Below are 12,324 nucleotides of genomic sequence, written 5' to 3' on the forward strand. Positions count from 1 at the left end.
TCTAGGGTTAAAACTTTTACAGTTTAGACTTTTTAGTGCCCTATCCTCTTTTCCCGGTCTACCGCAGCTCTATGCGCCACGGGTTGAAACCCGATTTCGTCACGTAAAGGCTTTCTGTTACGTCTGCGTCGCGGGTGGGTCGACCAACGCTATTATACCACAAAGCCGTCCTAGAAGGACGGGGTTTCAGACCCAAAATTCTGATGAGAGTTTTTTGAATTAACTTGTTGTGACCAACCAGCTCTGGTCTTCGGCGATCGCCGCGATCGCTCAGGGTAAAATCGAAGGGCAAAGTTACCACTGAGGAGATTCTATGGCAGTCCGCCAACGACGCTACAGCAAAGAAGAATTAGCCCGACGTGGACAAGAACTCTATGAATCTGGCATTCGGCAGCAAGTCGAAGCGGGAAATGAGGGTAAAATTGTGGCGATCGACATCGAAACTGGAGATTTCGAGGTTGATGAGAATGTTGTGCCCGCAACGAATCGACTATTTGAGCGACATCCCGATGCTCAACCTTGGGTAATTAGAATCGGATATCGCGCCGTCGATCATTTTGGGGCACGGAGTCTAAAGTAAAATCGATGATGGAGGGGAAGATAAACAATTGCGAGAATAACCCAGGGTTGGGTAGAATGAAGAGTCTGTGACCTATTGAGTTGAAATGACAGACCCTTCAAAATCCTCACCTTCAGGTTTGGGGAAAGTGTGGCATCAAAATCGGGAAAATGTGGTGATTATCGCGATCGCCGTAATTATTGCTCTCTTGGTGCGGACGGCGATCGCCGAACCCCGGTTCATTCCTTCAGATTCCATGTTTCCCACCTTAGCAGTCGGCGATCGCCTCGTGATTGAAAAGGTCTCCTATCATTTCCATCCCCCCGAAACCGGCGATATCATCGTCTTTGAACCCCCTCCCCAACTGCGAGCGCAAGGATATGGCAAAGATCAAGCCTTTATTAAACGAGTCATTGGTCAACCCGGTCAAACCGTTGAAGTTTCTGGGGGTAAAGTCTACCTGAACCATCAACCCCTTCAAGAAGATTATATTGCTGAACCGCCAGAATACCACTGGGGGCCCGAACAAGTCCCCAAAGGACAATTGTTTGTCATGGGAGATAACCGCAACGATAGTAATGATTCCCATATTTGGAAGTTCTTACCCCAAGACAATATTATCGGCCGCGCTGCATTCCGCTTTTGGCCCCTTAACCGTCTAGAACTTATTCACCATTGATTGAGTCATTCTATCAAATTCGGTTTCCGCAAGCGGACATGAAAATGGGTTAACAAGCGGGCAAGATGCCCGCACTCCTGAAACCTTTCATATAGCGCTGCGCTCTATAGTCTCGCTCGTAGGGGGCGGGTTTACAAACATCTGGGTGAGAAAACAAGAGGGTTGCTAAACCCGCCCCTACTTAATTAGGGTGTTTGCCCTTCGCGGACATTATAAAGCTTAGATAGGGAAGCAAGGTACTAATCTGCTCTCCCGATAAACCCAGACGCTGTTGAAAATCCACCCAATCTTGATACTCCCCTTGCTCAGTTCTCTGGGTAATAATGGCTTCGGCTAAGGGGCGATCGAGGACAGAAATTTGTAAAAGTTCTGGTAAAGAAACTTGATTCACATTCAAACAAAGACTGCGATCGTAATAGCAAAACTGTAAAATTGGCTCAAGGGGGCGTAACCGTTGTACGGGTAATTCCAGAGCAGCAGCAATATCTTCTAAACGGTAAAATTGCACTCCTGCTTGCGAGAGATTGACCAAGAATCGCGCCTGATGAATCGAAAAAAGGGGTAACCGTAACCAATCATCCACCGTGGCTTGATTGACATCAATTTTTACCCCCAATTTAGCCGCTAAAGCGATTTCGTCCAGGGATTGGAATCGATAATAGGGATCGAGGAATCGACTGGGGATAGGCTTGGGAAACATCGATTGTATAGCAACCGCCAAGCCGGTGAGGACTTTTTTCACCTTCTGAAATCTAGTACCCATAACCCATTGCCTGTTGCCTATTCCCTAGCCCGAATTTGCCTCTCTCAATTTACTCAATTTCGATAGAAGTGGGTGAAGAATTGGACGAACCTGATGCAGAAGATTGGCGGATACTAGAGTAGAGGCGATCGCGCCACTCAAAAAAGGGTTGATAGGACGGATTATCCGCTAATCCCGGAATGCCTTTACCTTGTAAAGCTTCTGGAATGTTGAGATAATTTCCTTCCGGGAACTTAATGAAAATACTTAATCCAGCCACGGCTAAATCGGCTAGAGTGGGGCGATCGCACACCAAATAGGGGTGATCGACCAAAATTAAACTTAACGCCTCTAAATCTTGTTTTAAGCTATCCTGGGCGGCCTGGATTTCTTCTGGACTTGCCCCGACTCCATAGCCGAGAACTTGGAAAAATTCCCTGGGAACTGAACTGACTAAGGTTTTAATAAAATCAGGGGTAGGACTGGGTAAAACCGCAGTTCGGAACAGTTGGTCTTGACTTAATCCACCATACAGGGCCTTCCGACTTTTGACTCCAATGGACTCATCTGCCCATTCTTCCATCATTAAGCATAAACCGCGCTGCCGGGCTTCTGTGGGAATAATCGGCTTTTCTGGGTATTGGCGATCTAAATATAAGGCGATCGCCGTAGAATCAGCAATCACGGTATTACCATCCTTGAGTACCGGGACTTGCCGTTGTCCAGAAATCTTCAACACCTCCAGTTGTCCTACCCCTGGAGTCACTTCAATGGTACGGTAGTCCAATTCTTTGTAATCGAGAATGAGTCTAACTTTCTCAGAGAATTGGGAAAATTCAAATTGGTATAGCTCTAACATGATTTCAACAAGTGCAACGCAAGGCTCAAGGTTTACCCTATCACGATCGGCCCTGCACTCTTTCAGAAGGCAGCAGCAGAAGAGGGGAAGGAGAGCGATCGGATTGACCCGAATTCTGGGAGAATCAGACATAGAGCAGTCAAGCACTGGAAGTTGTAGGCGATCGTGTCCATTTCCCCTATTCTTACCTTAGAGCTAAAATTCATGACCATCAGTCTGTGGCTGGGTTTAATCTTCCTAGTCTCGGTTTGGCTGAGTCGCTACCGTTGGGCAAATGCGGAAATTATTCGCAAAGTTGTCCATATTGGCTCAGGAAATGTGATTCTGTTGGCCTGGTTCTTCGATATTCCCGCTTGGGTTGGCATTGCCGCATCGATCGTTTTTAGTGCGATCGCCCTTTTATCCTATTCCTTCCCCATCCTACCGGGGATTAATGGCATCGGTCGCCAAAGTTGGGGCACATTTTTCTACGCAGTGAGTATTGGCCTCTTAATTGCCCTGTTTTGGCCGTTGCATCAACCCTATTATGCCGCCCTGGGGATCTTGATTATGACCTGGGGCGATTCTCTAGCAGCCTTAGTGGGTCAAAATTTCGGTACTCATCCCTATTTCCTGGGCAAGATGAAAAAAACTTGGGAAGGAACGGGAACGATGTTTGCCGTTAGTTATGGGATCTGTGTGCTGATTTTATTACCAGTTTATGGCAATGTGGGCTTAATCTGGATCGCTTCGGCGATCGTCGCCCTGTTTGCCACGTTCTTAGAAGCGTTTTCTCGCTTTGGGATTGATAATTTAACGGTTCCCCTCGGTAGCGCCATCTTAGCTTTTGGATTAATGGAAGGTTTGACCCTAGGGGAATTTTATCTGCGATGACACAAGGTTACACGAGGGTGCGATCGGTGAGAATATCATAACCGTCCTCGGTCACCAAAACCGTATGCTCAAATTGGGCAGAGAGGGCATTATCCACCGTCACCACCGTCCATTGATCCGGTAAAACACGAGTCACTTTTGAACCCTCATTAACGATCGGTTCGATCGCCAATGTCATTCCCGGACGCAGTTTCACGTTGGGTAGGGCATCCGTGCGGAAGTTAAACACGGCGGGTTCTTCATGCAAGTTGCGCCCTACTCCATGCCCCGTATAATTTTCAACGATTGTATACCCCTGGGGTTGCACATAATCTTCAATCCCACCCGCAATATCGAGCAGCGTATTGCCCGGCTTGACTTGCTTGATCCCTTCATAGAGGGCCTTTTCTGCCACCTCCATCAATTTTTGGGTCGATGCCAAAATCTTTCCCACGGCAATTGTAATACACGAATCACCGTGATACCCCTGATAATAAGCTCCCGTATCGACTTTCAATAAATCCCCTGATTTAAGCACTTGTTTGCGGGAGGGAATGCCATGAACCACTTGATGATTCACAGACGCACAAATAGAAGCCGGAAAGCCATGATACCCCTTAAAACTCGGTGTTGCGTCCATCTCGCGAATTCGTTTTTCGGCATAGGCATCGAGATCGGCCGTCGTCATGCCTGGCTCGGCAAGTTCAGCAATTTCTTTGAGAACTATAGCGACAATTTTACCGCTAGTTCGCATGATCTCGATTTCCGGTTCTGATTTAATTTCGATGCCTCGATTCCGTTGACCGAAGAGGGGTTTCATCGCGGGTTTAGAGAAGAGTTTGGTCAAAATGTTCATATTAAATTCTAAAGATGGAGTATGGAGGCAATATTTAATTTTACAGGATGTCTGGATCGGCGGGGAGATAGGGAGATAGGGGTAATGACCCCCATAAAACAGCCTTGTCCAATTTCTGTTGGCCCTAGCTCAGAGCCAAGGAGTATATTATCTTGATCTATATCCCCTGTTTGCAACTGCACAAGGGAGTCTACGGGCCAAGTCGATCGTCAATGGTCTAACTCTTAACCGAGACTCTCACCAGGGTTATCCCAAACTCAAAGACAACAATCATCAATCATCCATGGATACCAAAGCTTTTTCTCGCACGCTGAAAAAATCTGAAAATTACCACCGCAAAGGGTTTGGCCATCAGGCTGAAGTGACCGAGCTGATGAATACGGCCTATCAAAGTCCTCTGGTGCAAAAGCTGCGGGAGAATAACTATACTCTCACTCAGGGAAACGTGACCATTCGGTTGGCCGAGTCCTTTGGATTTTGTTGGGGAGTGGAACGAGCGGTGGCTATGGCCTATGAAACCCGCGAGCATTTCCCCACAGAAGATATCTGGATTACCAATGAAATTATCCATAATCCGGCTGTCAATGACCATCTGCGCCAGATGAATGTGCAGTTTATTCCGGTTGAGGGGAATACCAAGAATTTCTCGGTGGTGAACTCAGGAGATGTGGTGATTTTACCGGCGTTTGGCGCAAGCGTCCAGGAAATGAAGGAACTTCATCAGAAGCAATGCAAAATTGTGGATACTACTTGTCCTTGGGTGTCTAAGGTCTGGAATACGGTGGAAAGACACAAGAAGAAAAGCTACACTTCGATAATTCATGGCAAGTATAAGCATGAGGAAACGGTGGCTACCAGTTCTTTTGCTGGAACCTATTTAATTGTGCTGAATTTGGAGGAGGCGGAATATGTTTGTAACTACATCCTCCATGGGGGAGATAAAGGGGAGTTCTTGCAAAAGTTTAGTCGCGCTTGCTCGGAAGGGTTCGATCCGGATCGCGATTTAGTCGGGGTGGGAATTGCTAATCAAACCACGATGCTCAAAAGTGAAACGGAGCAGATTGGTAAGTTGTTTGAGCATACGATGATGAAAAAGTATGGCCCTGATACTTTGACGGATCATTTTCATAGTTTTAATACGATTTGTGATGCTACCCAAGAGCGCCAGGACGCGATGTTGGGTTTGGTGGAAGAATCTCTGGATTTGATGGTGGTTATTGGTGGGTTTAATTCGTCGAATACGACCCATCTACAGGAGATTGCGATCGCTAGGGGGATTCCTTCCTATCATATTGATGGGGGCGATCGCATCTTGGCGGATAATCGGATTGAACATAAACCTTTGGATGGCAAGATTACCATTGAGGATAATTGGTTGCCCTCTGGCGAAATTGTCGTTGGTATTACCTCTGGTGCGTCTACTCCCGATAAGGCTGTGGAAGAGGTCTTAGAAAAGATTTTTGCCGCTAAAGCAATCATGGGTAATGGGTAATAGGTATATTGCCTAATTCCTGCTCCCCACTCCCCTATAAAAACAGGGGTGATGAGATCCACTGCCTCTGTTTTTATTTTTATTGAATTCTGGATAGAACCAATGGCTCAGAAGGATGACACCCGAATTTTGTTAATCGCCCTGATTGTGTGTTTGGGCTTGGTGGGTTTTGGTTTATGGTGGTTCCTGAATCGGGGACAGGGAGAGATCCTCCCTAGTTCAGTGGAAACGGAAACCTCCGATGCGCAGAGTGCTTTGGGGCCTGTGGAAGAGCGGCTCAGTCGTGGAGATCGGTTGTTAATTGAGGAGGGAGCTACGCCCCAGAAACGGAGCGCTGTGGCTCAGATGGCCCAGGGAAATTGGGAAGGGGCGATCGCCGATTTAGAAGCCTCTTTAAGCCTGAATCGTAACGATCCCGAAGCGTTGATCTATCTGAATAATGCCCGCATTGCTGGGCAAAGGGCCTATACTCTGGCTGTGTCTGTCCCCATTACTACCCAGCTTAATGCTGCTCAAGAATTGCTGCGCGGTGTGGCGCAAGTACAACAGGAGATTAACCAACAGGGAGGGGTTCAGGGAACTCCCGTACAGATTTTGATTGCTGATGATGGCAATAGTCCAGAGGCTGCTGTTGAGATTGCCCAAATGTTAGTTGCAGATGAGCAGGTGTTGGGGGTTGTTGGCCACTTTAGCAGTGGGGTGAGTTTGGCGGCTGCTCCTATCTATCAGAGTGGGCAGTTGGTGATGGTTACTCCTACGTCTACCTCCGTGGAGTTGTCGGACGCAGGCAGTTATATTTTTCGCACGGTTCCGAGCGATCGCTTTGCGGGGACAACCCTCTCGCGTTATCTGCTCCAAGAGTTGCAAAAACAAAAGGTGGCTGTATTTTTTAACTCCGACAGCCGGTATAGTCGGTCGCTCAAGGATAGCTTTACCACTGCCTTATTTGCTGATGGTGGAGAGGTGGTATCCGAGCTGGACTTTGCCAGCTTGATGTTTAGTGCGGGTAATGCGGTTCAACAAGCGACCAGTCAAGGAGCGGAGGCGATTTTACTGGCTTCGGATTCCACGGTCTTTAATGCTGCCCTGGATGTGATTATTATTAATGACGGTGAGTTGCCCCTTCTGGCAGGGGATAGTTTATATAGACCTGAAGTCTTAAATGTGGGCAAGGAAAAGGCTGTGGGGATGGTGGTGGCGATTCCTTGGCATTTTTTAGCGAATGCCCAATCTGCCTTTGCCCAACAGAGTCTTCGGTTATGGGGAGGGCAGGTGAATTGGCGCACAGCTCTAGGTTATGATGCGGCACTGGTGCTGTTAGAGGCGATCGCCCGCGATCCAAGTCGTTCTGGCATTCAGCAGGCTCTGGTGGCTTCGGATTTTCAGGTGAGTGGGGCATCGGGAACCATTCGCTTTTTGCCATCGGGCGATCGCAATCAGAGCCTTCAATTAGTCGAAGTTCAACGGGGCGATCGTACTGGTTTTGGCTATGATTTCGTTCCCCTAGACAATTAATCGTTGGTTTAGGTTGGGTTGAACCATGTCTTATTGATTCGGTGGTTCGCTCCCCCCATTCCCCCAAGGAGAGAGGGCGAAGCGCTGCAAGAAGCGGGCAAGATGCCCGCACTCCCAAAACCTTTAATATTAAGGAGTGGGAGCATCTGGCTCCCTAGCTTTGCTAGGAGCTAATTGGCTACAAGAGCATCCTCATTTTGTTTGCGTTCAATATCTTGAGCGGAGGGGAATTTAACATCCCAGACTAAACCCAGACGCTCTAGCAGGGCAATTACCCACCAGGAAAAGTCCACTTGCCACCAATTCATGCTAAACCGGGCAGAGTAAGGAAAAGCATGATGGTTATTATGCCAACCTTCCCCTAGGGTAATCATGGCAATCAAGGGATTATTGCGGCTGAAATCTCCGGTGTTGAAGGGTTGATTTCCCCACAAATGGCAAATGGAGTTCACCGAGAGAGTTCCTTGGAAACTGAGCATAATTCGCAATGCACCGCCCCAAATGAGGCCTTGAAAAGCACCGGCCCAAGATCCATAGACGGCTCCACCAATGGCCGCAGGAAGTGCTAAACCGAGGACAATCCAGACTATACAGAAACGATCGACCCATTGAACGACGCGATCGCTCTTTAAATCATTGATATAGGGTAAGGGTTCCACCCAAGTTGCACCCACCATCCAACCGAAATGGCCGTGCCAAAATCCTTGTAGTTTTCCCCAAAAGCTTTTTCCATGTAGGTGGGGGGAATGAACATCTCCGGGTTGATCGCTATAGAGGTGATGTTGGCGATGGTGACTCACCCAACTGGCGATCGTTCCTTGAGTCGATATAGAAGCAGCGATACCAATCAGCGCTTTCATAATCGGCCCAGTCTTAAACGCTTTATGGGAGAATAGGCGATGGTATCCTACACTCACCCCTAGAATGGTGAGAATGTAAAAACCGACAAGTAAGGCAATGTCAAGGGGGGCAACCGATTTTTCCCACCAGATTACTGCGGCGATCGCCGCAATGAACCCAATTCTAGGAAGGGCTAAGGTAATCGTATTAATCACCCTGCGGCGATTAAGATCGGCTACGGCTTCAGAACTACTGTAGTTGGTCATCCAGGAACCTTTTATCAAATCATTAAGCACTGTGACGGATTGTATCAGCTTTTCGACCGTTGCAGACTAATCTTAGGCTCTTTTAAAGATTTGTTAAGGTCTCAAAGTCTGACTATGCAATAATCTATATACGCCAACATTCTTGCCGATCATCACCCTATAGAGTTATATCAAGTTCGTTAAATCGATTAAGGAGTAACATTTATGAGTCGCAACTATCCCACAGAAGCCATTGAAAAGTTGGCCGCAGAAATTGGTGAAAATGTCTATATGGATATTGCTAAATGGCATCTTTATCTCAATGATGCCCATCTTCATACCCCTTTGGCCGAAAGACTTTATCCTCTCTTAGAAGACAATCGTTTAGAAGAAAATGAAGTGTTAGAAATCCTGCAAGAGACCACCGTAAAAATAGGGGGAGGTCGCAGGCAAATTCCTCTCTTAGATCTGATGCCCATGCAAGCGCAGTTAAATTTAATGGATTTGCTCGAAGAATTTCAGCGTAATCTTTAGAGCGCTACGCGCTATATCAAACGCCAAATAAGTTTTTGAGTCGTTTTCTCACCCAAACCACCGGATTTTTATCATCTTCAGCAGCATCCACGAGTCCCATTTCTCGCAACTGCTTTTGTCGCTCAGAGAGTTCTTCTTGGTGTTTAGCAAACTCTTGCACAATCACTTCAGAGAGTTCTGGATGTTGCTGCAAGAGTTTTTCAAATCCCTTATGATTAATGGCAAATAAAATCGTCTCTTCAACGGCGCGAACTGAAGCCGTGCGCGGAATGCCAAGCATTAAAGAAAGTTCGCCAAAAAACTTACCGGGGCCTAAATTTGTTAAATGCTTGTTAATTTTTTCGACATAGACTTCAACTGTCCCCGATAAAACAATATAAAACCCATCACCGGGATCTCCTTCTCGAAACAGCACTTGAGCTTCTCTTAACCGTCGCCGACATCCGACTTCAATCAGTTGTCTGAGTTCCAGTTCGGTAAAATTTTCAAAGTAGGTGACTTGGGGCAGTAAATCCCGCAGAGCTAGAGGCTTTGACTCTGGAATAGCAGCTTTTTGGGTGATTTCTAAAAAATCCTGAGCTTCCGATTTTCTCCGTCCAATGGGATAGAGAACTTCTGGATTTTTTAACCACAGATCTTGCTGAGGGAAGGGAATGGTAATATTATATTGTCTGAGGTGATATTCAATTAAAAAGTTGAGAGAACTGGTAATATGGGGTTCTAAATCCACACGGGAAACCCAAACCCAGAGTTCAAAATCTAAGGAACTGGCTCCAAAGCCAATAAAAATGACCTTTGGTGGTGGTTCTGAACTGACTGAAGGCTCCATATATGCAGCCTTGAGTAGGGCTTCAGTCACCAGAACGGGATCGCTGCCGTATTCTACTCCGACGGGAATGTGAATCCGATTTGTGGGGGATTCATAGTTCCAATTGAGAATAATATTTTCCACTAAATGGCTATTGGGAACGACTACCGAACCCCCGCGCCTGGTGCGAATTAAGGTAGAGCGTAGGGAGATTTCTTGGACATAGCCATCCATGCCATCAAATTGGACAAAATCGCCGACGCGCAGTTTGCGTTCAACCAGTAAGGTGAGTCCACTGGTAAAGTTTTTGGTGATACTTTGTAAGCCTAAACCAATCCCAACGCCTAAACCGCCTGCGAGTACGGTTAAAGAGGCGATATCAAAGCCATTGGTTTGTAAAATAATCAGAAAACCAATCGTCGAAAAGCTGTAACTGACAATGGTGGCGATTGCCTGACGGTTCCCTTCATCAATGTTGAGCTTTCGGAGCAGACGATATTTGAGAAAGTTTTTGAGTAGCCTCGAAAAGATGAGGACAATGACTAAGGTAACGAGAATATTGATGATGGCAAAAATGGTGATTGGTTCATTGCCAATGGTGAGGATAGAGGTATTGGAAATTTGGTTAATCAGGTTAATTATCGTTTGCCACAGTCTGGCGATCGTACTACTCATGTCAGCCCAGTAAGATGTCTATCGTATCGATACAGCGCTTCGCGCTGGTAATCTGTATCGATATTTCGTTCTGTTCTATCATATTTCTGCTCTTAAGGGGGTTATGTATGGTTTGGGTTGTTAGGGGATGGGGTTTGCCCTATCAGGGTTTCGCAAAAGTCGAGTAGTCGATTCATGCCCCAAAATCGATCTTCCAAACGGTGGAGAGCGTTAATGTGACCGATATGACCACCTTTTTTCGTGAGGATCAAATGAGCATTCGGGTTTTGAGCCATGCGCTGCTTCATGTGAGGGATGATTTGCGGATCGAATAGGGGGTCGTCTTCGGCATAAATAATTAAGTAGGGAAGGGTGAGCTGGTCTAAAAAGTATAGGGCGCTGGTTTGCTGATAATAGTCTTCGACGCTGTTAAAACCGTAGTAGTCGATGACCATTTCGCGATCGCAATTATCCACTGAAATCATCCGTTCTAGAGCGCCCGGTTTTAAGCTCTGGGGAAACAATTTTCGCCGTTTTTCGGCTTCGGCACGAAATTTTCGCGTAAAACTCTGCTCGATTTTCCGACCCATCATTGTGCTTTGTAGATGAGCTAGGGAAAGGCTAGATTCGAGATTAGTACATAAGGTCGCCCCGCCGCAGATCGGGGAGGACTTGCTTTCCATGGCTGCTTTTACTCCCCATAAAGCCAATTGTCCCCCCATAGACGCACCGGTGAGAATGACTGGAGCAGGGCAACCCAGATTTGTCAGTTGCTCTGCCAGATGAAGTTGATCTTGTCCTTCTCGCCAACCGTAGGAGTAGGGGATGGGGGAAAGTTCGGCGGTTTTGCCGTGACCTCGCCAGTCGTAGAGGAGAATGGCAAAGTTACGGTGGTAAGCTTTGCGGCCGAGTAAAGTCGCGTACCACTCGTTATTGACGATGCCGTTGATGCCCGTACTGAAGATGATTGTCCCTTTGGCATCGGGGGGAGAACTCCATATTCCCCAGAGGGGAACCTCTTCAGCACCTGTGAAGATCTGTTCTTGCCAAGGGACTGGGGGCAGATGGCGTAACCAGGGAGCGCGATCGCCCCATTTTCTCCAGGTTGTTCCATACCAGTAGTCTACAACCAGAGTTTGGATTAAACCATCGTTGAAATATAAGGGAGGTTGATATTGACATCCTCCCCAGTCTAAAGGTGTGGTGATTCCCACTCTAGCAAGCCCAATAGCCAAATTCCTGACGGGTAGACAGCTCATCGAGAACCGCCCCAACTGGGGTCTTACAATCTCTCCCTATCCGTTTAGAGTCGTGGGGAAGCCCAACCCCGACGGATTCGATATTTTTCGCTGCATTCTTTGATGGGGAGATTATATCATTGGGTGTGCATAGTTGACATCCTCACCGGGCTGAAGCCACGGTGATTCCTAAACCTCACAATTTAGGTTTCTGCTTCAGTGCAACAGCCTCCACACACTGGTGAGTTTTGGTCTTACGTTCGCTCCACAGACTATCCCCGCAAGTCCTGCGGTTCTTATGTGTTGAAATCTCAAATGGGAAATTCCAATTTTAAGTTTGATTCTAGGGTTAAAACTTTTACAGTTTAGACTTTTTAGTGCCCTATCCTCTTTTCCCGGTCTACCGCAGCTCTATGCGCCACGGGTTGAAACCCGATTTCGTCACGTAAAG

General features: G+C 47.1%; 13 protein-coding genes. 6 read left to right on the forward strand and 7 right to left on the reverse strand.

Features of this window, described 5'->3' with window-relative positions:
• Positions 1-58: 58 nt before the first annotated feature.
• Positions 59-301: a hypothetical protein gene (locus PJF56_RS16435; RefSeq protein WP_283763777.1), complete on the reverse strand. Its 243-nt coding sequence runs from the start codon at positions 299-301 to the stop codon at positions 59-61.
• Positions 302-313: 12 nt separating this feature from the next.
• Between PJF56_RS16435 and PJF56_RS16440 the strand changes: the two genes are divergently transcribed.
• On the forward strand, positions 314-580 hold the full coding sequence (locus PJF56_RS16440) for a hypothetical protein (RefSeq protein ID WP_283763778.1): 267 nt from the start codon (positions 314-316) through the stop codon (positions 578-580).
• 85 nt (positions 581-665) lie between these two features.
• Positions 666-1,238 (forward strand): signal peptidase I, encoded by a 573-nt coding sequence (lepB, locus tag PJF56_RS16445; RefSeq protein ID WP_283763779.1) that lies wholly within the window; start codon positions 666-668, stop codon positions 1,236-1,238.
• A gap of 181 nt (positions 1,239-1,419) precedes the next feature.
• On the opposite strand, the gene PJF56_RS16450 is transcribed toward lepB, so the two are convergent.
• Both PJF56_RS16450 and PJF56_RS16455 read right to left on the reverse strand, forming a co-directional pair.
• A complete protein-coding gene (locus tag PJF56_RS16450; RefSeq protein WP_430540895.1) occupies positions 1,420-1,938 on the reverse strand; it encodes a ComEA family DNA-binding protein in 519 nt (172 codons plus the stop codon).
• Between the two features lie 112 nt (positions 1,939-2,050).
• Positions 2,051-2,839, reverse strand: a complete 789-nt coding sequence (locus PJF56_RS16455) for a glutathione S-transferase family protein (RefSeq protein WP_283763781.1) — start codon at positions 2,837-2,839, stop codon at positions 2,051-2,053.
• A gap of 204 nt (positions 2,840-3,043) precedes the next feature.
• Between PJF56_RS16455 and PJF56_RS16460 the strand changes: the two genes are divergently transcribed.
• Positions 3,044-3,712, forward strand: coding sequence for a diacylglycerol/polyprenol kinase family protein (locus tag PJF56_RS16460; RefSeq protein ID WP_283763782.1), 669 nt, complete (start codon positions 3,044-3,046; stop codon positions 3,710-3,712).
• Between the two features lie 7 nt (positions 3,713-3,719).
• Here the strand turns inward: PJF56_RS16460 and map are convergent, their stop codons facing one another.
• Positions 3,720-4,547, reverse strand: a complete 828-nt coding sequence (map, locus tag PJF56_RS16465; protein ID WP_283763783.1) for a type I methionyl aminopeptidase — start codon at positions 4,545-4,547, stop codon at positions 3,720-3,722.
• Positions 4,548-4,830: 283 nt separating this feature from the next.
• Here map and PJF56_RS16470 point away from each other — a divergent pair, with 283 nt between their 5' ends.
• On the forward strand, positions 4,831-6,039 hold the full coding sequence (locus PJF56_RS16470) for a 4-hydroxy-3-methylbut-2-enyl diphosphate reductase (protein WP_283763784.1): 1,209 nt from the start codon (positions 4,831-4,833) through the stop codon (positions 6,037-6,039).
• A 102-nt stretch (positions 6,040-6,141) separates the two neighbouring features.
• Positions 6,142-7,554, forward strand: coding sequence for an ABC transporter substrate-binding protein (locus PJF56_RS16475; protein WP_283763785.1), 1,413 nt, complete (start codon positions 6,142-6,144; stop codon positions 7,552-7,554).
• A gap of 170 nt (positions 7,555-7,724) precedes the next feature.
• On the opposite strand, the gene PJF56_RS16480 is transcribed toward PJF56_RS16475, so the two are convergent.
• Positions 7,725-8,660, reverse strand: coding sequence for an acyl-CoA desaturase (locus tag PJF56_RS16480; RefSeq protein ID WP_283763786.1), 936 nt, complete (start codon positions 8,658-8,660; stop codon positions 7,725-7,727).
• A 204-nt stretch (positions 8,661-8,864) separates the two neighbouring features.
• Between PJF56_RS16480 and PJF56_RS16485 the strand changes: the two genes are divergently transcribed.
• On the forward strand, positions 8,865-9,173 hold the full coding sequence (locus PJF56_RS16485) for a DUF3181 family protein (RefSeq protein WP_283763787.1): 309 nt from the start codon (positions 8,865-8,867) through the stop codon (positions 9,171-9,173).
• Between the two features lie 16 nt (positions 9,174-9,189).
• Here PJF56_RS16485 and PJF56_RS16490 read toward each other — a convergent pair whose 3' ends face one another.
• Positions 9,190-10,656: a cyclic nucleotide-binding domain-containing protein gene (locus tag PJF56_RS16490; protein WP_283763788.1), complete on the reverse strand. Its 1,467-nt coding sequence runs from the start codon at positions 10,654-10,656 to the stop codon at positions 9,190-9,192.
• A gap of 101 nt (positions 10,657-10,757) precedes the next feature.
• Positions 10,758-11,894: a YheT family hydrolase gene (locus PJF56_RS16495; protein WP_283763789.1), complete on the reverse strand. Its 1,137-nt coding sequence runs from the start codon at positions 11,892-11,894 to the stop codon at positions 10,758-10,760.
• Positions 11,895-12,324: the final 430 nt, after the last annotated feature.

This window comes from Roseofilum halophilum BLCC-M91 (genome assembly GCF_030068445.1).
Taxonomy (GTDB): domain Bacteria; phylum Cyanobacteriota; class Cyanobacteriia; order Cyanobacteriales; family Desertifilaceae; genus Roseofilum; species Roseofilum halophilum.

Coding starts and splice junctions, on each gene's coding strand:
- PJF56_RS16470 (WP_283763784.1), top strand. CDS start 4,831: ATGGATACCAAAGCTTTTTCTCGCACGCTGAAAAAATCTGAAAATTAC.
- PJF56_RS16455 (WP_283763781.1), bottom strand. CDS start 2,839: ATGTTAGAGCTATACCAATTTGAATTTTCCCAATTCTCTGAGAAAGTT.
- PJF56_RS16450 (WP_430540895.1), bottom strand. CDS start 1,938: ATGTTTCCCAAGCCTATCCCCAGTCGATTCCTCGATCCCTATTATCGA.
- PJF56_RS16440 (WP_283763778.1), top strand. CDS start 314: ATGGCAGTCCGCCAACGACGCTACAGCAAAGAAGAATTAGCCCGACGT.
- PJF56_RS16475 (WP_283763785.1), top strand. CDS start 6,142: ATGGCTCAGAAGGATGACACCCGAATTTTGTTAATCGCCCTGATTGTG.
- PJF56_RS16460 (WP_283763782.1), top strand. CDS start 3,044: ATGACCATCAGTCTGTGGCTGGGTTTAATCTTCCTAGTCTCGGTTTGG.
- PJF56_RS16495 (WP_283763789.1), bottom strand. CDS start 11,894: ATGAGCTGTCTACCCGTCAGGAATTTGGCTATTGGGCTTGCTAGAGTG.
- map (WP_283763783.1), bottom strand. CDS start 4,547: ATGAACATTTTGACCAAACTCTTCTCTAAACCCGCGATGAAACCCCTC.
- PJF56_RS16490 (WP_283763788.1), bottom strand. CDS start 10,656: ATGAGTAGTACGATCGCCAGACTGTGGCAAACGATAATTAACCTGATT.
- PJF56_RS16480 (WP_283763786.1), bottom strand. CDS start 8,660: ATGACCAACTACAGTAGTTCTGAAGCCGTAGCCGATCTTAATCGCCGC.
- PJF56_RS16485 (WP_283763787.1), top strand. CDS start 8,865: ATGAGTCGCAACTATCCCACAGAAGCCATTGAAAAGTTGGCCGCAGAA.
- lepB (WP_283763779.1), top strand. CDS start 666: ATGACAGACCCTTCAAAATCCTCACCTTCAGGTTTGGGGAAAGTGTGG.